We start from the raw sequence: 23,360 nt of genomic DNA, 5'->3' as shown, positions 1-23,360 counted from the left end.
AGCACCAGGTCGGAAGGCAGCAGGGTGAGGTCCTGGGGGCGAGCACTGCCATCGTTGAACAGGTTTTCGTCGAGCAGCATGCGCAGGCGATCGAGCGTGATGCCCAGCGCCGCGGCCGCTTCAACCTCGGAGTAGCACTCTTTCGCCGGCTTGGTGATCGGTGGCATGGTTGGGACCGCTTTCTGGGGAAGCTGAGTTGTACCTGCTTGGGGCCGGAGCTTGTATCGGGTAAACTCCCAATACTTCCTGCACATGAGACCTTACCGTCCCCCGGTAACCCGCACCCTCCTGGCCCCCGTCCTTCTACTGTGTTTGCTTGTTGGCGTAGGGATTAACGCCTGGGGAGTAACGCCGGATCTCCCCGCCGGAGGGACGCCGCGCCTGGCGGTTTCCAGCGATCCGGCCACGCGCTCCGGTTTCGAGCACTACTACAGCCTGGAATACGACCGCGCGCTGGCGGACTTCGAGAAGGTGCAGAAGGCGCATCCGGACGACCCGGTCGCCATCAACCACGTGCTGCAGGCCGTCTTTTACAAGGAGCTGTACCGCGCCGGCGCGCTCGAGACCAGCCTGTACGCCAGCAACAGCTTCGTCAGCAAGCGCCAGGTGAAGTTCGCGCCCGACGCGCAGAAGCAGTTCCGGGAACTGAGCGAGCGGGCGCTGAAGGCTGCCGAGCAGCGCCTGGCCGCCGATCCCAACGACGCGGAAGCGCTGTACGCGCGTGGCGTGACCTACGGCCTGCGCGCCACGTACCTCGCGCTGGTGGACAAGGCGTGGTTCTCTGCGCTGCGCGCGGCCATCGCGGCGCGGCGCGACCACGAGCGCGTCCTCGAACTGGCGCCCCAGTTCGCCGACGCCAAGACCGCCGTCGGCGTGCATAACTACGTGGCCGGCAGCCTTCCGATGGCCATCAAGGTGGCCGTCTCGCTGATCGGCTTGAGCGGCAGCAAGAAGAAGGGGATTCAACTGCTGTACCAGGCGGCGGAGGCCAAAGGCGAGACCAGCGCCGATGCGCGCGTGGCGCTCGTCCTGTTCCTGCGGCGCGAGGAGCGCTACGAGGAAGCGCTCAAGGTCGCGCGCTCGCTCATCGCCGACCACCCGCGCAACTTCCTGTTCGCGACCGAGGAAGGGAACATCCTCAACGCCGCCGGGAAAGGCCCGGAGGCTATCGCCTCGTTGAAGCGCGTGATCGAAGAGGGCAAGGCGGGCAGATATCCCGATCCGCACCTGGAAGTCCCGCTCTTCTCGCTTGCCGAGGCGCTCAAGGGACAGCGCCACTTCGCCGAGGCAGCCGACGCCTACGAGCAGGTGCCCGGATATCCGCGCGCCGACACCGACCTGAAGCAGCGCGCGCATCTCTACGCCGGGCAGATGGCCGACGCCGCCGGCCAGCGCGAGCGCGCCCGGCGCAACTACGAAGCCGCGCTCGCCGACGATCCCGAGAGCGACCACGCCAAGCTCGCGCGCAAGTACCTGAAGTCTCCCTACCGCCTCTAGCGGAACTTCCCGCCTGGTCCGCCCGTATTAGAATCAGGGAGGGAATCGGCTATGTATTGCAACTACTGCGGCAAGATCATCCAGGACGACGCGAGACTCTGTGCCTACTGCGGCAAGGGAGTGGCCGCGAGCGTGGCTCGGCGGCAGCTGCTGCGCTCGCGCAAGGACCGCAAGGTCGCGGGCGTATGCGCCGGCCTGGCCGAGTATCTCGTCATGGACGTGACCCTGCTGCGCGTGCTGACCGTGTGCCTCGCGATCGTCTGGTTCCCCATCGTGATCGCGTATATCGTGATGTGGGTCGTGGTCCCGGAAGAACCGGAAGTCGTCACGACAGCGGTGAGCGTGCAAGTCCCGCACCAAACCTGATCCCCAAGAAGCAGGGCGGATGAACGTCACCAGCGGCGATGCCATGCTGTTCGTCGAAGAGCAAGGCAGCGGGCCGCCGCTCGTGCTGCTGCATCCCTTTCCCACGAATCACAAGTTCTGGCGGCCGGTGTTGCCGGCGCTGGCGCAGCGCTACCGCGTGCTCCTGCCGGACCTGCGCGGCTCGGGCGAGTCGAGCGCGGGCGACGGCGCCGCCACCATGCGGAAGCACGCCGACGACCTCGCGCGCGTCTGTGACTCGGCCGGCATCCAGCGCGCCGCATTCGCCGGCATCTCCATCGGCGGTTACATCCTGCTCGAGTTCTGGCGGCGCCATGCCGCGCGCGTCGCGGCGCTGGTCCTGGGCGACACCCGCGCGACCCCCGACACCCCCGAAGGCCGCGCCGCTCGCCTGAGATCCGTCACGGAGGTGGAGCAGCACGGTCCCGCGACGTTCGTCGCCGGGATGACGCCGAAGCTGCTGGGCGAGACGACGCGCAACCATCGTCCCGACGTCGCGCGCGCCGCCATCGCCCTCATGAACGAGAGCTCGGTCGCGGGCATCGCCGCGCTCCAGCAGGGAATGGCGGAGCGTCCGGATTCCGTGCCTACGTTGAAGACGATCAACGTGCCGACGCTGGTGCTGGTGGGAGAGGAAGATACGCTCACGCCGGTGAGCGACGCGGAGCAGCTCCGCGCCGGTATCGCGGGCAGCAAGTTGGTGAAGGTCCCGGCCGCGGGACACTTCACCGCCTTCGAGCAGCCGGAGTTCGTCGGGCGCGAGCTGCGAAGCTTTCTGGACGCGCTGCCGTCCTGGGCTTAGCTGCCTTAGCAGCGCACGATCTTCTCGGAGGCGATGCCGCGGGTGGCGTTACGGGTGTCGACCACGAGCTGCGACTCGCGCACGATGCGGGCGTAGTCGTAGTCGCTGTGGTCGGTCACGATGACCACGCAGTCATACTGGCCCAGGTCGGCGAGCGGCGCGCACTTCATGTCGAGGTGGTACTTGCGGCCGTGCCCGACATAAGCGAAGTAGGGATCGTGGTACTTCACCTCGGCGCCTTCCTTCTGCAGCAGCTCGATGATGGTCAGCGCCGGCGACTCGCGCAGGTCGTCGATATCGCGCTTGTAAGCCACGCCCAGGATCAGGATGTGGGCGCCGTTCAGCGCCTTCTTGTGCTGGTTGAGCGCGCGCCCGATGGCCGCCACCACGTGGTACGGCATCGCGGTGTTGATCTCGCCCGCCAGTTCGATGAAGCGCGTCTGGAAGTCCCACTGCTTGGCCTTCCAGGAGAGGTAGAACGGGTCCACCGGGATGCAGTGGCCGCCCAGGCCGGGCCCGGGATAGAAGGGCTGGAAGCCGAAGGGCTTGGTCTTGGCCGCGTCGATGACCTCCCAGAGGTCGATGCCCATGCGCAGCGAGAGCAGCTTGAGCTCGTTGACGAGCGCGATGTTCACGCAGCGGTAGATGTTCTCGAGCAGTTTGGTCATCTCGGCGGCGGCGGGGCTCGAGACGGGGACGACCGAGTTGAAGATGGAGCGGTAGAGCGCGGCGGCGAGTTCGCCCGCGCGGCGGTCGAGACCGCCCACCACCTTGGGGATGTCGCGGCGCGCGACCGTGTCGTTGCCCGGGTCTTCGCGCTCGGGCGAGAAGGCGACGAAGAAGACGTCTTCGCCGGTGTTGGCGGAGCTGGCGGCTTTGAGCCCGGCGCGGTTCTTGCCTTCGAGGATCGGGACCATCACCTCTTCGGTGGTGCCGGGGTAGGTGGTGCTCTCGAGCACGATGAGCTGGCCGGCGCGCAGGTGGGGCGCGATGGCCTCCGCGGTGGCGACGATGTAGCTCAGGTCGGGTTCGCGCGATTCCGTCAGCGGGGTGGGGACGCAAATGACGACCGCGTCCATCTCGGCGATGTGCGCGTAGTCGGCGGTCGCGGCAAAGCCGCGCGTGCGCGCCGCCTGGATGTCGGTGGGCGGGATGCGGTAGATGTACGACCCGCCCTCGTTGAGCGTGGCGACCTTCTTCGCGTCGACGTCGAAGCCGGTGAGCGGGAACTTCTCTTCGCTGAACAGCAGGCCGAGCGGCAGGCCGACGTACCCCATGCCGATGACGCCCACGCGCGCCTCGCGCGCCTCGATGCGCGCGCGCAAGCGCTCGGAAAGTGTGACGGATTTTGCTGGTTTATGCATCTCGGGAAGACTCGATTTTATCATCGATCCGCGACTCATCTGCCGCGCGAGTGAGAGGTCATCCAGATCGAGACAGGCGCGTCCGGCGACGGGCCCGTGACTTCCAGGAGAACCCGGCGTTGCACCAGGCCGGTATACTGGGTGTCGATGTCCCTTTGCCGGCTTTCCGTCCTAGGACTCGTGGCCGTGCTGGCCGGGATCGGCGTGGCACAGCAACCTCCGCCTCCGCCCGCGCCGGCGCCGGCGCCGGCCTCGGCCCCGGCGATCGTGAGCTATGCGGTCGCATCCGAGCGTCGCGACCCGCGGCAGTTCTCGGTGCAGGTTGACCTGGTCGGCCACGCCACGTACGAAGCGGCGGAGTCCACCGGCGAGGGCGAGCCGGCCGAGCCTTTTCGCGTAGAGTTCGACGTCTCGCCCTCCACGCGCGACCGGATCTTCGCGCTGACGCAAGGCGTCGACTACTTCCAAGGTGATTTTGAGTTCCGCAAGCACGCGGTCGCCGATACCGGCCGCAAGACCCTTCGCTACCAGGACGGCGCGCGCACCTCGGAAACCACCTTCAATTGGTCAGAGAACAAGCAGATACAGCAGCTTACAGATATCTTCGAGAGCATCGCGCTGACGCAGGGTCTGGCCCGCAAGCTGGCGCATCTGCGGCGCTACGACAAGCTCGGGCTCGACGCCGTCCTCAAGCGCATGGAGGAGCTGCGCAAGGCGAACTACCTGGGAGAGCTGCAGGCCATCGCGCCTCTGCTGCGCCAGATCGCCAACGACCCCGGGGTCATGAAACTGGCACGCGACCGCGCCCGGCGACTGCTCGACCAGGTGGACGCGGCAGCCCTGCCGCCCGCGTCCGCCAGCCCCAAGTGAGGTCCGTCACCGCAGCGAGAGCAACTCTGGCCTAGAATCAGCGTCTAAGGTAGTAGGGATATCTCCAGGAGAAGTGTTATGCGTCCGAGATTGGGGTACGTCCTCGTTCTTGGGGCTTTGGTATTCGGTCTGGCGGGGTCCGCGGCGGCCGAGACGGATTCGCACGCCCGCATCGTCCGGTTGAGCTACGTCGACGGCCAGGTGCAGATGGACCGCGACGGATCGAGCGGCCTGGAAGCCGGCTTCCTCAACATGCCGCTGGCGCAAGGCACGCAGGTCGTGACCGGCGGCGACGGCTACGCGGAGATCGAATTCGAGAACGGCGGCACCATCCGCCTGACGCCCTCCAGCAATCTCCGGATGCGCGAGCTGGGCTCGCGCGGCGACAGCCGCGTCACCCTCCTCGACTTCGATTCCGGCACGGCCTACTTCAACATCAAGGGCGATTCCGACGACGACTTCCGGGTCCTGTTGCAAGGGCAGGAGGTCCGCGTGCACAAGTCCGCGCGCTTCCGCATCCGCCTGGAGCGCGACTCCGCCCAGATCGCCGTGACCAAGGGCGAGCTGCAGTTCACCGGCGAGAACGAAGTGCGCGTGAAGAAGGATGAGACGCTCACGCTCGACTTCCAGGACCGCGGCCGCTACTTCCTCGCGAAGAGCATCGAGACCTTGACGTACGACGCCTGGGACCGCGAGCGCGACGACTATCGCGACCGCTATGCCTCCGAGCGCTACAGCAACTCGCGGTACGCCTACGGCTACAGCGACCTGAACTACTACGGCAGCTTCATCAACGTCTCCGGCTACGGCGATTGCTGGCGCCCGTATGGCTACGGCGCCTCCTGGGATCCGTTCCTCGATGGCGCGTGGGTGTGGTATCCGCGCTGGGGATACGTGTGGGTGTCTTCCTATCCCTGGGGCTGGACGCCGTACCGCTACGGCCGTTGGATCTGGGTGAGCGGCTACAACTGGTGCTGGCAGCCGGGCTCGTACTGGGACCGCTGGTCGTACTACCCAGTCGTGCATCGCTGGCCGAGTTGGTATGACCGCCGGCGTTGCCATCCGCCGGAGCGCCGCCACGGGGGCGGTTCGCGCGTCGTCGTGGTCGGCCGTGGTCCGTACACTGGCAAGGGTACGGACGGCCGCAACGGACGCAGGGTCGCCGTCGACGGCGCGCCTGACCTTCCGGCGCCGCGCATCCAGAGCGGTGGCGGGCGGAATGCCGGCTCGCCGACGCGCGGCCCGAGTCCCATCACGCCCGGAGTGCTGCCCGATCAGAACGTGGCGGCTGAGCTCCGGCGCGTGCACGGCAACGAAGAGAACTTCGGACGCCGCCGCATGGTCGAGGTCCGCGGGGATGAGGGCGCGAGCGCGAACGTCGGAGCAGCGACGGGCGGCAGCCCGAATGCCGGCTCGTCTCCCGTTGGCGTGACCGGTCCGACCGCGCCCGCGTCACCGCAGAAGATCGTGGTCGCTCCGGCGCCTCCGCAACAGCGCGGCGATGTCGACCGTCTCGACACCGGCCGCGGCAGGGCGGAATCGCAACCGCCACGCACCACGCCCGCGGCTACTCCGGCGCCGCAACCGGCTGCGCCCTCGGTCCGGCCCGCGCCCGCGCCGCCCGTCCGTCCGGCGGCGCCGGCGAGCGATCCGGCGCCTCGCAGCCAAGGTTCGGGCTATCGAGGCGCGAGCGGATACTCGGGTGCGAACAGCGGCGGCAGCAGCGCGCCGCATAGCTCGGGCGCCGCGAGCGCATCCAGTTCCGGTTCCGGCGGCTATCGCAGCCAGAGCTCGGGCGGCGGCTCCAGCAGCTCCAGTGGCGGTTCGCGCAGTTCGAGCAGCAGCGGCTCGCGTTCGTCCGGCAGTTCGAGCAGCTCGACGGCTAAGAGCCCGAAGTAGCCTCGCAAAGGAGCAAGGCACAGCGTGCGCGCTGTGCCTTATCTTTTTGTGTTGTTAAAGGACCGCGATGCCGGCATAGCCCACGCAATAGTCGCGGTCGCCGGAAACGTCGGCCGAAGTGGCGTACTTCACCAGCTCGGCGCGGGTCGCGCCGAGCTGCCTGGTGGCGGTCAGCATCGCGACGGCCGGCCCGTAGCCGCACATGCTGATGCGCTCGCGCCGCACCGTTTCGTGCAGCCCGGCGGGGTCGAGCGCGAGGATGCGCTCGATGGCCTTGTGGTCTTTCTCGCGCGTGACGGAGTCGCTCTCGTAGTGGTTCATGTCGCTCGAGGCGATGACGAGAACATCCCGCCGGTCCGCCAGAACGTTGGCGATCGCCTTGCCGAGCGCCTCCAGAACGGCGAGCTGTCCGACGCCGACACAGATGGGCACGAAGCGGAAGTCCGGCAGCAGTTGCTGCAGGAATGGAAGCTGGACCTCGAGTGCGTGCTCCGCGCGGTGCGCCTGCTCGTCTTCTTCCAGGTAGGGAAGCGCGCGCTGCAGTTCGCCGGCCAGTCCCTCGTCGATCGCTACTTCGCCGAGCGGCGTGGCCCAGGCGCCGCGGCTCATGATCGCGAGCGGCTGGCCCATGCCGGTGTGATTCGGACAAAGGATGATGAAGCGATGCGGAAGCTCGAGATGCGCGTACACCGCGCCCGCCACGTGCCCGGAGTACATGTAGCCGGCGTGCGGGACCACGCACCCGAGCGCGCGCTGCTTCGTGCCGCTCTTCAGATACGAGGCAATGTCGCGGCGTAGCGTGCCGGCGTCATCCGGATAGAACCTTCCGGCGACTGCCGGTTGCCGGACTGTCGGGTCGGGCGCCATCGCTACCTCAGCGCGTTGAAGACGCGCGCCATCTTCTCCAGTTCGACCGCTTCGGCGCGAACGTCGGGGCGCAGCTTGGCGCTCGCGATCGCCTTGCGCGCCGCGGCTTCATCGTAATCCTGCCGCAGGTTATTGAGCAGCGTCTTGCGCTTTTGCGCGAAGGCAAGCTTCAGGAAGTCGAGGAATGCGCGCGGCTCCACGCCCAGCTTCTCAGCGCGCGGCGCGATGGTCAGCCGCAGCACGGTGGAGTACACCTTGGGCGGCGGCGAGAACGCGCCCGGCGGCAGCGTGAACAGCTTCTCGACCTTCGCGAACAGCTGCGCGGTCGCCGAGAGCAGGCCGTACTCGCGCCCACCGGGCTCCGCCGCGATGCGGTCGGCGACCTCGCGCTGCACGAGGATGACGATCTGCTCGATGTGCTGGTGGTGCTCGAACAGGTGCAGCAGGATGGGCGACGTGATGTAGTAAGGCAGGTTCCCGATGACCTGCGCCTTCGGCGCGCGATGCAGGCGCGTGTCGCCGGCGGTGCCCGCCTCGCGCCCGACGAAGCGCGCGAAGTCGATGCGCAGCACGTCGCCCTCGATGATCTCGACGTTCGGCTTGAGCGCATACGCCATGCGCAACTGCGCGCCCAGCACGTGATCGAGTTCGATGGCGGCAACGTGCGCCGCGCGCGCCGCCAGCAATTCCGTCAGAACGCCCCTGCCGGGGCCGATCTCGACCACCAGCTTCTGCGAGACGTCGCCCAGCGCCGCCACGATCTTCTCCGCCGCGCGCTTGTCGGCGAGGAAGTTCTGCCCCAGCTTCGGCTTCTTCGCGGCTTTTCCACCGGCAGTCACATTGACCCTCGCGCACACGGGCAGTAGACTGCCTGTTCCCCCAGCGGCCCAATCGCGGCCCTTAACGGAGGCTCCCCATGAAGATCACCTTCGCGGCATCCGAGTGTGTGCCATTCTCGAAGACCGGCGGGCTCGCTGACGTGGTGGGCGCGCTGCCGCAGGCCCTGGCCGCGCTCGGGCACGACGTCACCGTCTTCCTGCCCAAGTACAAGCAGACCAAGCTGGCGTCCGCGAAGACCGTGGTGCCGAGCGTGACGGTGCCGTTCGACGACCAGTACCGCTTCTGCTCGGTGCTGGATGGCGGGTCGCAACATGGCGTCCGATTCTACTTTATCGACTACCCGCCGTTCTTCGAGCGCGACGCCCTCTACGGCACCCCGACCGGCGATTATCCTGACAACGCCGAGCGCTTCGCGCTCTACTCGCGCGCGGTGCTGGAAGCCTCGAAGGCGATGGGCGTGCCCGAGGTCTTCCACTGCCACGACTGGCAGTCGGCGCTCATCCCGGTGCTGCTGCGCACCAACTACGCCGACGACCCGGCGTTCCGCGGCGTGCCCGTGGTCTTCACCATCCACAACATGGGCTACCAGGGGCTTTTCTCGCCCGACACGCTGCCGCTGCTCGGGCTGCCCTGGGACCTGTTCACCATGGACAAGCTCGAGTTCTTCGGCAAGGCGAACTTCCTCAAGGGCGCGCTCGTCTTCTCCGACTTCATCACCACGGTCAGCAAGAAATATTCGCAGGAGATCCAAACGCCGGAGTACGGCTTCGGCCTGGAAGGCGTGCTGCGCGCGCGCTCGGCGACCGTGACGGGAATCCTCAACGGCGTGGACTACAACGAGTGGTCGCCGGAGATGGACAAGTTCATCAAGGCGAAGTACTCGCCCGCGGACCTGAAGGGCAAAGCGGCCTGCAAGGCCGACCTGCTCGCGGAGTTCGGCTGCGCCGACACCGCGAGCAAGCTGCCGGTCATCGGCATCGTCTCGCGCTTCGCGGCGCAGAAGGGCTTCGACCTCATCGCGCAGGTCATGGAGCGCCTGGCGCGCGAGGAGATGATCATCTGCGCGCTCGGCTCCGGCGACAAGGAATACCAGGACATGTTCACGCGCATGCACCAGCAGTTCCCGAACAAGATCCTGATCAAGGTCGCGTACGACAACACCATCGCGCACAAGATCGAGGCGGGCTCCGACATGTTCCTGATGCCGTCGCGCTACGAGCCTTGCGGCCTCAACCAGATCTATTCGCTCAAGTACGGCACTGTGCCGGTGGTGCGCGCGACCGGCGGCCTCGACGACACCATCGAGAACTGGGACCCCAAAACGCAGAAGGGGACCGGCTTCAAGTTCTCGGAGTACTCGGGCGAGGCGCTGTACAAGACCATCCAGGCCGCTCTCACCGCCTACAAGGACCAGGCCAGCTGGCAGCAGCTCATGCGCAACGGCATGGGCAAGGACTTCTCCTGGGGCGCGTCGGCGAAGGAGTACGTGCGCGTGTTCGAGCGCGTGAAGCAGGCGCGCTCGGCAGCGGCGTAGGAAGGCGCGGCTCACCCTCCTGCGAGTGAGATCAGGCCGGCGACCCGCCGGCCTTTTTCCTGCGCGCGAAGAGATAGAACACCGGGACGCCCGCCAGGATGACCACCGTCCCCCAGATCGAGTTGCGCAGGTTCTGCACGAAGCTGTAGTAGAGCAGCACCGTCGCGGCCGCGATGAACAGCGCCGGCACCAGCGGATATCCCTTCATGCGATAGGGTCGGTCGGCATCGCCGACGCGCCGCCGGTAGTAGAAGATGGTGCTGGTCGCGATCAGGTAGAAAAGCCACTCGGAGTAGATGGCGAGGTTGAACAGGTCCTCGAAGGCGCCGCCGAGCACGACCAGGGCGATGGTGAGCGCTGCCTGGAAGGCGAGGGCGACGCCCGGCGTGTGATAGCGCTCGCTCACGCGCGCGACCGAGTCGAAGAAGTAGCCGTCGCGGGCCGCGGCGAACGGGATGCGCGCGCCCGTCAGGATCTGGCCGTTCATCGCGACGAACATGGAGAGCGCGATGCCCGCGGAGATGACGGCGGCGCCCATCGGGCCCAGCGCTTGCTCCACCGCCAGCGCCGCCGGGCGCTCCGCCTTCGCGATCGCCTCGGCCGGCAGCACCCACTGCACCGCCGCGAAGGTGAGGATGTAAAGCGCAGCCACCAGCGAGATGCCGAAGACCATCGCGATGGGGATGTTGCGTCCCGGATCCTTGATCTCGCCGGCGACCATGTTCAGGTTGTTCCAGCCGTCGTAGGCCCAGAGCGCGGCGATGAGCGCGGCCATGAAGCCGGCGATGCCGCCGGTCGCGCCCGCGAACTCGGAGCGCAGGTTCACGGTGCCGCCGCTGCCGAGCGCGAAGCAGACGAGGATGATCGCCACCACCATCCCGACCTTCAGGATGGTGAAGAACAACTGGAACTCACCCGCCTTCTTCACGCCGAGATAGTTGAGCCAGCTCAGCAGCAGGATGATGGCAATGGCGACCAGGTGCCCGCCGTTGATCGGGACGCGGCCGGAGATCACCTCCTCTTTCAGGAAGCCGAAGGCGCGGAAGTCTCCCAGCGTGCGGATGAGCCCGGCGGCGACGGTCGCGATGGACGCCGGCTTGCCGATGGTGAACCACGTCCACGCATAGAGGAAGCCCATGGTCGGTCCGTAGGCGTCGCGGATGTAGACGTACTCGCCGCCGGCCTCGGGCTTCATGGCGCCGAGTTCCGCGTAGGTGAGCGCGCCGAACCAGGAGAGCAGGCCGCCGACCACCCACGCCAGCAGCACCACGTTCGCCGAGCCGGTGGCCTCCATCATCCGCTTCGGGACCAGGAAGATGCCGCTGCCGATGATGATGCCGACCACGATGGCGGAAGCGTGGCTCACCCCGAGGGCTCGTACCAGGCCAGCGCGCTGCGGCGTCTTGGTCTCAGCCAACGGCAGGTCCTTTCGCATCGCGGAACGCGAAGCTGGCAATATACCCGACGGCGAACGTCACCGCCGAACCGATCACCACGTACCAGGTGAAGGGAATGGCGGTCGCCCGCCAGACGTACAGGGAAGTCGCGAAACCCACCGCCATGCCGACCATCGTGCCGCGCTCATTCGCCTGCTTCGTCAGGACGCCGAGCAGGAACACGCCCAGCAGGGCGCCGTACGCGACCGAGGCGATGGAGAGACCGACCTCGACCACGTGTCCGCCGCCGCGGGAGAGCAGCGCGAGCGCGAACAGCACCAGCGCCCAGAAGACCGTCGCCGCGCGCGATACCGCCATGCGGCGGCGCTCGTCGGCTTGCGGCCGCAGGCGCAGGTAGAAGTCCACGATGGTCGAGGACGACAGCGAATTCAGCGCGGCGCTGAGGTTGCTCATCGCCGCCGCCAGGATGGCTGCGATCAGCAAGCCGGAGATGACGTGCGGCATCTGCGTCACGATGAACGTGGGGTAGATGCGGTCCGGGCGCTCGAACGCCATCGCCGGCGGGAACAGCTCGTAGAAGACGAACAGCATCGCCCCTACCAGCAGGAACAGGCCGAACTGCACCAGGACGAAGAGGCCGCTGGAGATGAGCGCGGTCTTCGAGTCGCGCTCGCTGCGCGCGGCGAGCAACCGCTGCACAATGAGCTGGTCGGTGCCGTGGCTCGCAGTCGTCAGGAAGGTGCCGCCGATCAGGCCCGCCCAGAACGTGTAGGGCGTAGCGAAGGTCCAGCGGAAATCGAAGACGTGGAACTTGCCGGCGGCGCCCGCGAGCTCGACGACCTGGCTCCAGCCGCCCGGCACCAGGTGCAGGATGGTGAAGACGCCGACGAGCGTCCCAGCGAGGTAGATGGCCATCTGCACGACGTCGGTCCAGATGACCGCCGCCATCCCGCCCTCGAGGGTGTAAATGAACGTGAGCGCGAGAATGATGGCAATGGACCAGACGTCGCCGGTGCCGATGGCGATTCCCACGACGATGGACACGGCGAACACGCGCACGCCCTCCGCCGCGGCGCGCGTGAGCAGGAACAGGCCGGCGGTGAACTTGTGCAGCAGCGGCCCGAAGCGCCGGTCGATGAGCTGGTACGCGGTGAACAGCTCGCCGCGGAAGTACTGCGGGATGAGGACCACGCTGATGACGACTCGGCCGACCAGGTAGCCGAGCACGAGCTGCAGGAAACCGAAATCCTTCTGATACGCGAGCCCGGGGACGCTGATGACGGTGAGGGTGCTGGTCTCGGCGGCGACGATGGAGAGCGCGATGGCCCACCACGGCACGGCGCGGTCGGCGAGGAAGTAGTCGCGCAGCGAGCGCTGCCGCTTGCGAAAGCGCAGGCCAAACAACGTGATGCCCGCGAGATACGCGGCGATCACGGCGAGGTCGAGCAGGTCGAGTCCGCGTGCGATCCTGGTGCTCCCGGCTGCAGCCTACGTCATTATGCGTTGAAACCGGCGTTCGGGGGTACGAACATCGCGGTTTACATGATAAAAAGGGGCCCATCCATGCCCCATTATCTCGGGGTCGACGCCGGCGGCAGCAAGACGGAATGCGCCGTGGGCGACGACCACGCCATCCTTGGCCGCTCGACCGCCACGAGCTGCAAGGTGCAGAAAGTCGGAGAAGAGGCTGCCCGAACGGCCCTGCAGCAGGGCATACGCGAAGCTTGCAAGAATGCCGGCGTCTCCCCGCGGGAGATCACGCACAGCTGCATCGGCATTGCCGGCGCCTCCGACGCGCGCACCGCGCTCATCGTTCATCGCATCATGCGCGACACCGTTGGCGGCGAGGTCGATGTCATCGGCGACAACGTGATCGCGCTGGAAGCGGCTTTCCGCACCGGCCCGGGCGTGATCTCCATCGCGGGCACCGGGTCCATCGTCTTCGGCCGCAATGAACGGGGCGACACCGCGCGCGCCGGCGGATGGGGGCCGGTGATCTCCGACGAAGGTTCCGCGGAGTGGATCGGGCGGCAGGCCGCGGCCGCGGCCGTGCGCGCCGTCGATACCGGCCAGAACACCGCGCTCACCAAGGCGGTCCTTGAAGCCTGGCACGTCGCGACGCGCGAAGACATCGTCCGGCTGTCCAACGCCTACCCGCACCCCGACTTCGCCGGCCTGTATCCCAACGTGCTGCACGCGGCGCTCGACGGCGATTCGCTGGCGCGCGACCTGCTGATGCGTGCCGGGACCGAGCTCGCGGGGCTCACCAAGATCGTCATCCGCAAGCTCTGGCCGGGCCGCCACGCGGTGCGCGTCTGCGTTGCGGGCGGCGTGTTCACCACCTCTGCAGTCGTGCGGCAGGTGTACGGGAACTCGCTGCGGGCCGAGCGCCCCGACATCGCGGTCAGCTTCGGGCACGTGCATCCGGTGGCAGGCGCGCTCGCCATCGCGCGCCGCGCGGGCGGCAGGGAATCGCAGCCGGCGCAAGCCGGTTCCTGAGGACCGCCGCTTTCGCGCTAGAATCCCGCCCAGCAACCCATGGCGGAACCTTCCGGCAGCCCCGGCAAGAAGACGGCGCCTCTCACGCCGGCGCAACACGCCGCGCTCGAGGAGCGTATCCGCAGCACTTCGTCCGAGGAGCTGAAGGACGTAGCGGCGTCCGCGCAGCTCGATGAGGACCTCGCGCTCGCCTTCCTGGCGCGCCGCGACCTGCCGCAGCAGGCGCTGGAGGCGCTCGCGAAGAACGGCCACGTCATGAAGCACCGCCGCGTCATCGCCGCGGTCGTGATGCACCCGCGCACGCCGCGCCACGTCTCCATCCCGGTCGCGCGCCATCTCTATACGTTCGAGCTGATGCAGATCGCGCTCACGCCGGCGGTCGCCGCCGACGTCAAGATGGCGGTGGACGAGATCATCGTCACGCGGCTCGAGGGCATCTCCGCCGGCGAGCGGCTTACGCTCGCGCGCCGCGCCTCCGGCCGCGTGGCGGCGGCGCTGCTGCTGGATAGCGACGAGCGCATCGTCGAGGCCGCGCTCGCCAGCCCCTTCATGACCGAGGCACTGATCGTGAAGGCGCTCATGCGCGAGGAAGCGCCGGAGCACTTCGTCGCGCTGGCCAGCCGGCACGCGAAGTGGTCCCTGCGCAAGGACATCCAGATCGCGCTGCTGCGCAACGACAAGACGCCGCTGGCGCGCGTCCTGGCCTTTGCGCAATCGCTGCCCACGCAGACGCTGCGCGACACGCTCTCGCACACCCGCCTCAGCGCCAACGTGAAGATGTACCTGCTGGAAGAGCTCGACCAGCGCGAGAGGCGCGCGGCCGGCGCGTCTTAGCGGAGCTTGTCGAAGTGCTCGCGGATGCGCTCGGCCTGCTTGCGCGTGACGACGGCGGAGAGCGCGTTGAGGTCCGCCAGCTTCACCGCGCGCTCCGAGCCGAAGTGCTCGAGCAGGCGGCGGCGCGTGGTCGCGCCGATGCCCGGGACCTCCAGCAGGTCGCTGGCGCGGTCGCGCATCTGGCGGCGCTTGCGGTGGAACGTGACCGCGAAGCGGTGCGCCTCGTCGCGGATGAGCTGCACCAGGTGCAGGATGGGCGAGTGGCGGTCGAGCTTCACCGGCTCGTCCTCCAGCCCGTGGACGTAGATGATCTCCTCGCGCTTCGCGATCGCGGCGAGCGGCTGGTTGATGATGCCCAGCCCTTCAAGCGCCAGCGCCGCTGAGTGCAGTTGTCCCACGCCGCCGTCGATCAGCACCAGCGAGGGGAACGGCGCCTTCTCGGCCAGCAGGCGCTTATAACGGCGCTCCACCACCTCGCGCATCGAGGCGAAGTCGTCAACACCGGTCACGCCGCGGATGATGAACTTGCGGTAGTCGGACTTCTTCATCTTGCCGTCTTCCCACACCACCATCGACGCCACCGTCTCGGCGCCCTGGATGTGCGAGATGTCGAAGCACTCGATGCGCGTGGGCAGCTCCGGCATCTGCAGCGCGTCCTGCAAGGCTTCCTGGATGGCGCGTTGCTGCGGCTTCAGCACGCGGAAGCGCTGGTCGTAGGACTGCTTGGCGTTCTTGCCGACCAGGTCGAGCAGCGAGCGCTTCTCCCCGCGCTGTGGCACCAGGATCTCCACGCGATGGCCGGACTTCCGGCTCAACAATGTCTCCAGCGCCGGGCGGTCTTCGAAGTCTACCGGCACCAGGATCTGCCGCGGGACGTACTGCTGGTCGATGTAAACCTGCTTGAGCAGGGCGGAGAAGAACGTTGCGGCGGAAAAAGCGTCCTCGGTGGCCGACTGCCGGTCGTCGGCCTCGGCGGGAGGTGCCATGCCGATCTCCGGCAGGTCTTCCCAGAAGAGATCCCGGCGGTCGAGCACGCGGCCGGTGCGCATGTGGAACAGATTGACCGCCAGCATGTCGTTCTCGAAGTGATAGCCGAAGACGTCGGTGTCGTCGCCCTCGGCGGCCGCGATGCGCTGCTTCTCGGTCACCTGCTCGACCGTCGACACCAGGTCGCGCAACTTGGCGGCGCGCTCGTACTCCTGCTGCTCCGCCGCCTGGTCCATGCGCGCGCGCAACGACTTCGACAGGTCGCCCGTCCGGCCTTCCAGGAACAGCCGCACATCGTGCACCGCCTGCTCGTACTGCTCAGGCGTGGTCAGGTCGCGCACGCACGGTCCCAGGCAGCGCTTGATGTAGTACTGCAGGCACGGCCGCGCGTGATAGCGCGTGAGGTCTACCGTGCACGAGGGCACGAGAAAGTTCCGGTGGATGAGGTCGGTGATGCGGTAGGCGAGGTTCGCAGGGAAGTAGGGGCCGTAGTACGCGGCGCCGTCCTTCTTCAGCCGCCGCGTCACATACACGCGCGGGAAGCGCTCCCGGGTCAGCTTGATATAGGGGTAGGTCTTGTCGTCGCGCAGCAGGATGTTGAAGCGAGGCTGCTTCTGCTTGATGAGATTGTTCTCGAGCGCCAGCGCCTCCATCTCGTTGTCGACGACGATGTACTCCACGTCGACCGCCTCGCGCAGCAACGAGCCCGTCTTAGCGTCGAGCGGCGCCTCGCCGACGAAGTACGACCGCACCCGGGCCCGCAGGCTGTTCGCCTTGCCCACGTAGATCACCTGTCCCTCGGCGTTCTTGTAGAGGTACACGCCGGGGGAGGCGGGAAGCGTCCGGATTTTGGCCTGCAGGTCCATCAGTGAGCCGGGCTGGTCCCGGTAAAAATTCTATTATCCAGCCTCATTCGTGATTATTTTGCGCTCGGCCGGACAAGCATTCGATGCAGCAGCGCCGCCGCTGGTCGCTAAGTAATTGATAGTACTAGCCTTATATGGAGGGCAGAAAGACTTCGATTGGCAGGGCGGTTGCTCTTTCTGAGGACGACCGAGGCATGTCCTCAGGCCGAAGTTGCCGCCGGCCAGGCCGGCGAGGACCAAGTTCGAAGGAGTTTCCCCCATGAAACGAGCACTGTTCGCAGCTCTCATCACCGCCGGCCTGCTGGTCTCGACCGGCTGCGCCACCAAGAATTACGTCCGCAAAGAGACCGCGCCCATCATCAACAAAGTGAATGAGCTCGACGATCTGACCTCGCAGAACACGCGCGACATCCGCGACCTCGACACGCGCGCGACCCAGGGCATCCAGACGGCGCAGTCGAAGGCGGACTCGGCCGACCAGAAGGCGCTGGCAGCGGGCAAGACCGCGGATGAAGCCAACGTGCTCGCGACCCAGGCCTCGACCCGGGTCGAGACTCTGCACAACACGGTCGCCAACCTCGACAACTACAAGCCGGTGGTCGAGACGTCGGTGCACTTCGGCTTCGATCAGGCCAACCTGACCGCGAAGGCGAAGGAAGCGCTCGACCAGCTCGCGCAGGAGATCCCCAACCAGAAGCACTACATCCTGGTCGTCGAAGGCGGCACCGACTCGGTCGGCGACGCCAATTACAACTACCAGCTCAGCGAGCGCCGTGCCGCGGCCGTGATCCAGTACCTGGCCGAGGAGCACAGCATCCCCGCGCACAAGATCTACGTGATCGGATTGGGTAAGGACAAGAAGGTGGCGTCGAACGCCAGCGCGTCGGGCCGTGCGAAGAACCGTCGCGTGGACGTGCGCCTGATGACGAACACCCAGGAGCCGGCGCAGTCGGCTGCCGCCGAACCGCAGTCGTAAGAGGTTCTCACGAGCAAACCTCCTCCCCCGAGGTTTTGCGAACAGGGCCGCACCCTCAGGGCGGCCCTATTTTTTTGCTTCCACGCGCCGCGAGTCGCCGCGGGCCGTCTAATGGGAAGCGCAGTAAAATAGAGACAATGGCTTCCCGGACTGCGATGTGTGCGGCATGGGTGTTGCTCGCGGCGGTCGTGTGCGCCGGGCAGGTGGAGCCGACCGCTCCCGGCCGCGGGCAGGCGCCGGGGAACCAGGCGCCGCCGCGCTCCGACCGCCCGCAGAGCGCGCCGGGAGAAAGCTCCAGCAAGGACCAGCCCGATGACTTGGGGCCGCCGCCCGTCGACTACGACCCCGGGGGCGTCAACGAGTTCAAGAAGTACGACCCGCATCGTGCCGACAAGGACATCGAGGTCGGCGACTACTACGCCAAGCAGGGCAATCACCGCGGCGCGCTCATGCGCTATCAGGACGCGCTCGAGTACAAGCCCAACGACCCGACCGCCATCTTCCGGCTCGCCACCACCTACGAGAAGGTGAAGAAGCCGCGCGAGGCCGCGCGCTTCGTCGTCCTGTACCTGCGCGTCGCGCCCGACGGCCAGTACTACGAGGAAGCGCAGAAGCTGCAGGAGCGGCTGCGTCCCATGATCCAGGAGCAGGCCGACACGCCGGAGAAGAAGCGGGCCTTCGCCCTGGTGGATGAGGGCACGCTGTTGCTGGGGAAGAATGACTTCCGCGGCGCCATTGCGAGGCTCCAGGCTGCGCTCGAGGCCGATCCCTGGAACGAGGATGCCACCTTCTTCCTCGCCGACGCCTATGAGAAGAACGGCCTGCTCGACGAAGCCAGCGCGACCTATCGCGCCTACCTGCGGCTCGACCCCAGCGGCGTCTTCGCCGACGCCGCCAAGATCGCGCTCCAGCACCTGCCGCAGCTTCGCGGCGAGGGCATTCCGGCAAAGCCCGAGCTGCCTACTTCTCTACCTTCAGAAAATCCCCGGTAGTAGCGTCCACGGCCACACGCAGTTCGGCGCCATAGCTCACGTGCCACTTGAGCTTGTTCTCCTTCGGCCACCAGTCCAGCGTGAAACTCACCGGCGTCTTCGGGTCCTTCTTCATGATCTTTTCGCCGCCGTGCTTCTGCGCGACCTCGAAGGCTTTGTCGGAGTCCTGCTTGAGGAAGGAAAGGTCGAAGGGCTGCGTGTTGGGGTTCGAGGGGTTGTAGTCGTCTTCCTGGCCGGGATTCACGCCCGGCGAGGGGGCGTCGGGCGCGTCGATCCCCGACCACATGTAGGGCTTGATGCCGCGCTGCATCGACGAGGCGAAGACCGCCTTCCAGACGCCGCACTTGCCTTCGGCGACCGGAGAGTCATGGCCGCAGTCGGACTCCAAGCGGAACGGCTTGGCGTCGGCGGCCCAGCCGCGCGCCGAAATGTAGGTCTTCTGGAACGCGACCCGGCCGGTCTCGTACTGGTTCTTCTTCTCCGCGGGCTTGGCACGCGCCGCAGCGCTCTCCTTCGGCTTCTCCGGCTCGGAGGAGCATCCCGCGAGCGCGGCGGCGAGAGCGAGCAGCAACAAGGTCTTGCGCATGTTGGTAGGCCTCGTATGATTTGGTGAGTCAATCCCCAAGGGCCAACATTCTAAATGATGCCGAGGCCGACCCGATGCATCCGACCGTAGACAGCACCTGGAAGATGATCGCTGATGCGACCGCCGGCATGGACCCTGCGGCGCTCGCGCGCCATCCGGAAGGGAAGTGGTGCGCCGCCGAGATCGTGGAGCACCTGCTGATCACCTACACCGCGACCACCAAGGGCTTGCGGAAGGCGATTGTCGCCGGCAAGCCGCTCGGCAGCAGGCCGACGCTGAAGAACAGGCTCTTCCAGTTCGTAGTGCTCGACGTCGGCTACTTCCCGACGGGCCGCCAGGCGCCCGCGATGACTATTCCGAAGGGCCTTCAGGCGGACCAGGTGGTCCGCGCCGTCGAGCAGGCGCTGCCCGAGATGGACGCGGCCATCACCGAGTGCGAGCAGAAGTATGGCAGCGGCGTGAAGATCGCCGACCATCCGGTGCTGGGCCCGCTCACGGCCCGCCAGTGGCGGCAGTTCCACTTCGTCCACGCGCGACACCACATGAAGCAGGTCACGCGCTTGCGCGCTTAGTCGAGGCCCGCGGCGCGCAGCCGCGCCAGCAGGGTCTTGGTGGAGATGCCGAGGCGCTCGGCAGCCGCCGTGCGGTTCCACTTGCACTCGCGCAACACTGACTCCAGCGTGGCGCGGTCGCTTCCGGCTGCCGCCGCTGCTTTCGCCGCCTTAGCGGCGCCCGGTTGCGGAAGCGCCAAGGCGGCGGCGCTGATCTCGCCCTCCTCCAGAATGGCCGCGCGCTCCAGCACGTTCTGTAACTCGCGGACATTCCCCGGCCAGCCGTACTGGCGTAGCGCCGCGAGCGCGTCCTTCGCCAACTCCAGCCGCGGCTTGCGCAATTCGCGACGTGAACGTTCGAGAAACGCTTCCGCGAGCAGCGTGACATCGTCGCCGCGCTCGCGCAGGGGCGGGATGCGCAGCGGGAAGACGGCGAGGCGGAAATAAAGGTCGCGACGGAAGCCCGTAGCCTTCTCCAGGTCGCGGTTGGTCGCCGCCACGATGCGGACGTCGACTTTCAGCGGCCCCGAGCCGCCCAGCCGCTCGATGACCTTCTCCTCCAGGACGCGCAGCAGCTTGGCCTGCACCGCCTCTGGCAACTCGCCGACTTCGTCGAGAAAGATGGTGCCGCCGTGCGCGGCCTCGAACCGGCCCGCGCGGCGGGTGTCGGCGCCCGTGAATGCGCCCTTCTCATGCCCGAACAGCTCGTTCTCGATGAGCGTCTCCGGGATGGCGGCGCAGTTCAGCGCGACGAACGGCTTGGCAGCGCGCGGCGAGAGCTGGTGCAGGGCCCGCGCGAACAGCTCCTTGCCCGTTCCGCTCTCGCCCAGCAGCAGCACGGTCGAGTCCGCGGGCGCGATGCGCTGCAGCTCGCGCGCGGCGCTCTGCATCGCCGGGCTTTCCCCCAGGATGCGCGGGAAGCCGAGCCGCCGGGCGTGCTCCTCTTTCAGCAGGATGTTCTCACGCAGCAGTTGCTGCCGCTCGATGGCGCGCCGCGTCAGCCGCTCGAGATGGTCGAGGTCGATCGGCTTTTGGATGAAGTCATACGCGCCGTGCTTCATCGCCTCGACCGCTTGCGGCACCGTGCCGTAGGCCGTCATCAGGATGACCGGAATCTCGGGATCTGCTGCCAGCGAGGCCTGCAGCACCTCCATCCCGCTCCCCGCCGGCAGCTTCAGGTCGGTGAGCACGAGCGAGAACTTGCGCCGCCGGAGGGCCTGCAGCGCCGCGGCCAGGTCCGCCGCCGGCGTGACCTCGTACCGCATGCGGGCGAGCGCGGTGGCGAGCATCTCGCGAAGCTCAGCCTTGTCCTCGACCAGCAGGATGGAGTCCATAGAAAGAAAGCGCCGGCACGCGCCGGCGCTCGTGTGAAAGAAGCGGCTATTCGCCGATGGAACTGTTCAGCCCGGCCTTGCGGATCTCTTCCTGCAGGTCGGTCATCTTCTGCTTCGCCGCCGCGAGGTCGTCCTGCTTGGCCTTCAGGTCGTCCTGGAACTTCTTCTCGTCCGCGACCCACTTGGCCTGGTTTTCGGGGCGCGCTTTCGCGCCCGCGTCGCCGTAGTACGCCGCCGCGCGCAGCCGTTGCTCGCGGTTCAACACGTCGATCTCGCGGTTGAGCTGGTCGATCTCCTTCTTGATGTCCGCGGCCTTACCCTTGAACTCGTCCAGCTTTTCCTTGGCGGCTTCCTCGTCGGTCTTCTCGGCCTTGTCGCCCTTGTCCTTGCCCTTGGCAGCCGAGGCATCGGCCGTGACGGCGCCTTCCTTGTCCTTGTCGTCTTCCGCGGGCAAGCCGCCGAAGTCGCCCGTGGTAGTCGAGAGCGTGTTCTTCTTGGGGAGGTTCTCGTTGTCGTAGACCTTCCCATTGGGCGAGCCCTGGGCTTTCTTCTCTCGCTGCATGCGCGCGGCGTCGCCCAGCGAGATGCCCTCATCCTGCGCCACCGCGATGCCGGCGCCAAGGATGCTCACCGCAAGGAACAACCACAGTCGTTTCATGGCACAACCGTCCTTTTGAGGCCCGGGGTTAACGGAAGCATAACCCCGAGTTTCTGCCAGCGCAATATGTTAGTCCGCGGAAACGGCCGCCTGGACCGGGTTTTTTGCAGGAAACGACAGGGTAAACACCGTGCCTCGGGGGCTGCTCTCGACCTGGATGGCGCCTCCGTGCTCCGTCACGATGCGCTGCACCAGAGCGAGCCCCAGGCCGGTCCCGTGCGTCTTGGTGGTGAAGAATGGGATGAAGATGCGGGGCAGATGCTCGGGCGCGATGCCGGGGCCGTCGTCGCGGAAGATGAGCCGGACCCCGCCTGGCGCCGGCTGCGCGCTCACCTCGATCCGGACCGGCCGGCCTTCGGCCGCCTCCGCGGCGTTGCGCAGGAGATTCGAGAACGCCTGCCGCAGGGCAGTCCGGTCCCCGTTCACGGCCAGGTCTTCCGGGATTCCGCCGTAGTCCACCAGCGCTCCCGCCGCCGCCGCTTCCGCGGCGCACTCCGCCAGCAGCGGATGCACGCCGACCATCTCCGTGTGCAGCTCTTGCGGGCGCGCGAAGTTCAGGAAGTCGGTGACGACGCGCGTCAGGTTGGCGGTCTCGCCCACGATCTTGCCGGCGAACTGCCGGACAGAAGCGGCGTCGTTCTCGCGCGTCAGCATCTGGGCATAGCCCGAGATGGTGGCCAGCGAGTTCTTGAACTCGTGCGCGATGCCCGCCGACATCTCGCCCAGCGCCGACATCTTCTCGCGCTCCCGCATCTGGCGGCCGAGCGTGTTGATCTCCGTGAGGTCGCTCACCAGGCAGGCGGCGCCGAGCGCCTCGCCCAGCGTCCCGCGCACCGGCGAGACGGTGATGCCGAGCACGCGCTGCTCGCCCGCCGGTGTGCGGTAATCCGCCTCGATGCGGCGGAAGGGAAGCCCGTGCCGGAGGCACTGGTCGATGGCTTCCAGCAGCGCCTCGGGAGCGTCGTCGCCGATGCCTTCGCGCCGCACCGCGGTCACGCCGCGGAAGATGTCGCGCGCATGCATGCCATACAAGGCTCCGAAGCCGAGAATGGATTTCGCCGACGGGTTCGCCTGCCGCACCATGGCGTTGTTCGCGAACAGCAGCACGCCGCTCGAGAGGTTCGACAGCACCGCCTCGCTCGTGCTCTCCGAGGTCGCCGCGCGCCCGCGCTCGCTCTGCCGCAGCTTCTGCAGCTCCCCTTCCTGCTCCTTGAGTTTCTGGATGACGCCGTTGTAGGCGGCCAGCGAGAAGGCCACGTCGCCCTGCGCCGCGGGCCGCTCCCCGGCCGCGCTCGTCTGCTCGAGCAGCCGCTTGCGCATGGAGTAGATCCACACCCCGGCCACGACGAACACCAGCACTATGATCGCGGACAGCAGCACGATCTTCATCAGCACCGGATTCGCGAGCAGCAGTCTCATCGGTACAGCTCTAAATACCAGGCAAGGACACGGTTTCCCAGGAACACCGCCACCAGCGCGGCGCCGCCCAGGAAGACGCCGAACGGCACCTGGAAGTTGCGATAGATGAGCGCGGCGGACTGCCACGCGCGCCTCCGGGCCACCGCCGCCGGCTCGCGCGCGACCTGCATGCGGCGTCGCGTCCGCTTGACCCAGACCAGTAGG

At 67.2% G+C, this 23,360-nt stretch carries 22 protein-coding genes; 11 read left to right on the top strand and 11 right to left on the bottom strand.

Features of this window, described 5'->3' with window-relative positions; genetic code table 11:
• The first annotated feature begins 312 nt into the window (after nucleotides 1–312).
• The 3 genes from VLA96_10520 to VLA96_10510 are packed head-to-tail and all read left to right on the top strand — an operon-like array spanning nucleotide 313 to nucleotide 2,683.
• Complete coding sequence (locus VLA96_10520; GenBank protein ID HSE49629.1) at nucleotides 313–1,497, top strand: tetratricopeptide repeat protein; 1,185 nt, start codon at nucleotides 313–315, stop codon at nucleotides 1,495–1,497.
• Nucleotides 1,498–1,548: 51 nt separating this feature from the next.
• Nucleotides 1,549–1,863: a PspC domain-containing protein gene (locus VLA96_10515; GenBank protein HSE49628.1), complete on the top strand. Its 315-nt coding sequence runs from the start codon at nucleotides 1,549–1,551 to the stop codon at nucleotides 1,861–1,863.
• A 19-nt stretch (nucleotides 1,864–1,882) separates the two neighbouring features.
• Entirely contained in the window at nucleotides 1,883–2,683 is an 801-nt protein-coding gene (locus VLA96_10510; protein HSE49627.1) for an alpha/beta fold hydrolase, read from the top strand.
• Between the two features lie 5 nt (nucleotides 2,684–2,688).
• On the opposite strand, the gene VLA96_10505 is transcribed toward VLA96_10510, so the two are convergent.
• A complete protein-coding gene (locus tag VLA96_10505) occupies nucleotides 2,689–4,047 on the bottom strand; it encodes a nucleotide sugar dehydrogenase (GenBank protein ID HSE49626.1) in 1,359 nt (452 codons plus the stop codon).
• Between the two features lie 180 nt (nucleotides 4,048–4,227).
• On the opposite strand from VLA96_10505, the gene VLA96_10500 reads away from it, so the two are divergent.
• Nucleotides 4,228–4,917 carry a hypothetical protein gene (locus VLA96_10500; GenBank protein HSE49625.1) on the top strand — a complete coding sequence of 230 codons (690 nt, stop codon included), beginning with the start codon at nucleotides 4,228–4,230 and terminating at the stop codon, nucleotides 4,915–4,917.
• Between the two features lie 78 nt (nucleotides 4,918–4,995).
• Nucleotides 4,996–6,816: a FecR family protein gene (locus VLA96_10495; protein HSE49624.1), complete on the top strand. Its 1,821-nt coding sequence runs from the start codon at nucleotides 4,996–4,998 to the stop codon at nucleotides 6,814–6,816.
• A gap of 54 nt (nucleotides 6,817–6,870) precedes the next feature.
• On the opposite strand, the gene amrB is transcribed toward VLA96_10495, so the two are convergent.
• Nucleotides 6,871–7,683, bottom strand: coding sequence for an AmmeMemoRadiSam system protein B (gene amrB, locus VLA96_10490; GenBank protein ID HSE49623.1), 813 nt, complete (start codon nucleotides 7,681–7,683; stop codon nucleotides 6,871–6,873).
• 2 nt (nucleotides 7,684–7,685) lie between these two features.
• A complete protein-coding gene (rsmA, locus tag VLA96_10485; protein ID HSE49622.1) occupies nucleotides 7,686–8,522 on the bottom strand; it encodes a 16S rRNA (adenine(1518)-N(6)/adenine(1519)-N(6))-dimethyltransferase RsmA in 837 nt (278 codons plus the stop codon).
• Between the two features lie 77 nt (nucleotides 8,523–8,599).
• On the opposite strand from rsmA, the gene glgA reads away from it, so the two are divergent.
• Entirely contained in the window at nucleotides 8,600–10,057 is a 1,458-nt protein-coding gene (gene glgA / locus VLA96_10480) for a glycogen synthase GlgA (protein ID HSE49621.1), read from the top strand.
• A 31-nt stretch (nucleotides 10,058–10,088) separates the two neighbouring features.
• Here glgA and VLA96_10475 read toward each other — a convergent pair whose 3' ends face one another.
• Together VLA96_10475 and VLA96_10470 are read right to left on the bottom strand one after the other, a co-directional pair.
• Entirely contained in the window at nucleotides 10,089–11,474 is a 1,386-nt protein-coding gene (locus tag VLA96_10475) for an amino acid permease (protein HSE49620.1), read from the bottom strand.
• The gene (locus VLA96_10470; protein HSE49619.1) at nucleotides 11,467–12,888 is read right to left on the bottom strand and encodes a sodium:solute symporter; all 1,422 of its coding nucleotides are present in this window, start codon (nucleotides 12,886–12,888) and stop codon (nucleotides 11,467–11,469) included. Before VLA96_10470 ends, VLA96_10475 begins: the two co-directional genes overlap by 8 nt.
• A 129-nt stretch (nucleotides 12,889–13,017) precedes the next feature.
• Between VLA96_10470 and VLA96_10465 the strand changes: the two genes are divergently transcribed.
• Entirely contained in the window at nucleotides 13,018–13,953 is a 936-nt protein-coding gene (locus VLA96_10465; GenBank protein ID HSE49618.1) for a BadF/BadG/BcrA/BcrD ATPase family protein, read from the top strand.
• Between the two features lie 39 nt (nucleotides 13,954–13,992).
• Nucleotides 13,993–14,787: a hypothetical protein gene (locus VLA96_10460; GenBank protein HSE49617.1), complete on the top strand. Its 795-nt coding sequence runs from the start codon at nucleotides 13,993–13,995 to the stop codon at nucleotides 14,785–14,787.
• Here VLA96_10460 and uvrC read toward each other — a convergent pair.
• Nucleotides 14,784–16,640: an excinuclease ABC subunit UvrC gene (gene uvrC / locus VLA96_10455; GenBank protein HSE49616.1), complete on the bottom strand. Its 1,857-nt coding sequence runs from the start codon at nucleotides 16,638–16,640 to the stop codon at nucleotides 14,784–14,786. The two genes, VLA96_10460 and uvrC, sit on opposite strands and share 4 nt — an antisense overlap.
• A gap of 259 nt (nucleotides 16,641–16,899) precedes the next feature.
• On the opposite strand from uvrC, the gene VLA96_10450 reads away from it, so the two are divergent.
• Together VLA96_10450 and VLA96_10445 are read left to right on the top strand one after the other, a co-directional pair.
• Nucleotides 16,900–17,616: an OmpA family protein gene (locus VLA96_10450; GenBank protein HSE49615.1), complete on the top strand. Its 717-nt coding sequence runs from the start codon at nucleotides 16,900–16,902 to the stop codon at nucleotides 17,614–17,616.
• A 137-nt stretch (nucleotides 17,617–17,753) separates the two neighbouring features.
• Nucleotides 17,754–18,608 carry a tetratricopeptide repeat protein gene (locus VLA96_10445; GenBank protein ID HSE49614.1) on the top strand — a complete coding sequence of 285 codons (855 nt, stop codon included), beginning with the start codon at nucleotides 17,754–17,756 and terminating at the stop codon, nucleotides 18,606–18,608.
• Here the strand turns inward: VLA96_10445 and VLA96_10440 are convergent.
• On the bottom strand, nucleotides 18,577–19,194 hold the full coding sequence (locus tag VLA96_10440) for a hypothetical protein (protein ID HSE49613.1): 618 nt from the start codon (nucleotides 19,192–19,194) through the stop codon (nucleotides 18,577–18,579). The genes VLA96_10445 and VLA96_10440 overlap by 32 nt on opposite strands.
• Nucleotides 19,195–19,268: 74 nt before the next feature.
• Between VLA96_10440 and VLA96_10435 the strand changes: the two genes are divergently transcribed.
• Nucleotides 19,269–19,766 carry a DUF1569 domain-containing protein gene (locus tag VLA96_10435; GenBank protein HSE49612.1) on the top strand — a complete coding sequence of 166 codons (498 nt, stop codon included), beginning with the start codon at nucleotides 19,269–19,271 and terminating at the stop codon, nucleotides 19,764–19,766.
• On the opposite strand, the gene VLA96_10430 is transcribed toward VLA96_10435, so the two are convergent.
• The 4 genes from VLA96_10430 to VLA96_10415 form a co-directional block, all read right to left on the bottom strand.
• On the bottom strand, nucleotides 19,763–21,079 hold the full coding sequence (locus VLA96_10430; protein ID HSE49611.1) for a sigma-54 dependent transcriptional regulator: 1,317 nt from the start codon (nucleotides 21,077–21,079) through the stop codon (nucleotides 19,763–19,765). The genes VLA96_10435 and VLA96_10430 overlap by 4 nt on opposite strands.
• Nucleotides 21,080–21,125: 46 nt before the next feature.
• On the bottom strand, nucleotides 21,126–21,737 hold the full coding sequence (locus tag VLA96_10425) for a hypothetical protein (protein HSE49610.1): 612 nt from the start codon (nucleotides 21,735–21,737) through the stop codon (nucleotides 21,126–21,128).
• A gap of 69 nt (nucleotides 21,738–21,806) precedes the next feature.
• Entirely contained in the window at nucleotides 21,807–23,156 is a 1,350-nt protein-coding gene (locus tag VLA96_10420) for an ATP-binding protein (GenBank protein ID HSE49609.1), read from the bottom strand.
• On the bottom strand, nucleotides 23,153–23,360 hold a 208-nt coding region (locus tag VLA96_10415; protein HSE49608.1), incomplete at its 5' end, for a hypothetical protein. The genes VLA96_10415 and VLA96_10420, both read right to left, overlap by 4 nt.

Source organism: Terriglobales bacterium, from assembly GCA_035457425.1.
Taxonomy (GTDB): domain Bacteria; phylum Acidobacteriota; class Terriglobia; order Terriglobales; family Acidobacteriaceae; genus JACPNR01.
Note: the sequence above shows the minus strand (reverse complement) of the source record. Positions and strands in the feature narration are given on the sequence as shown.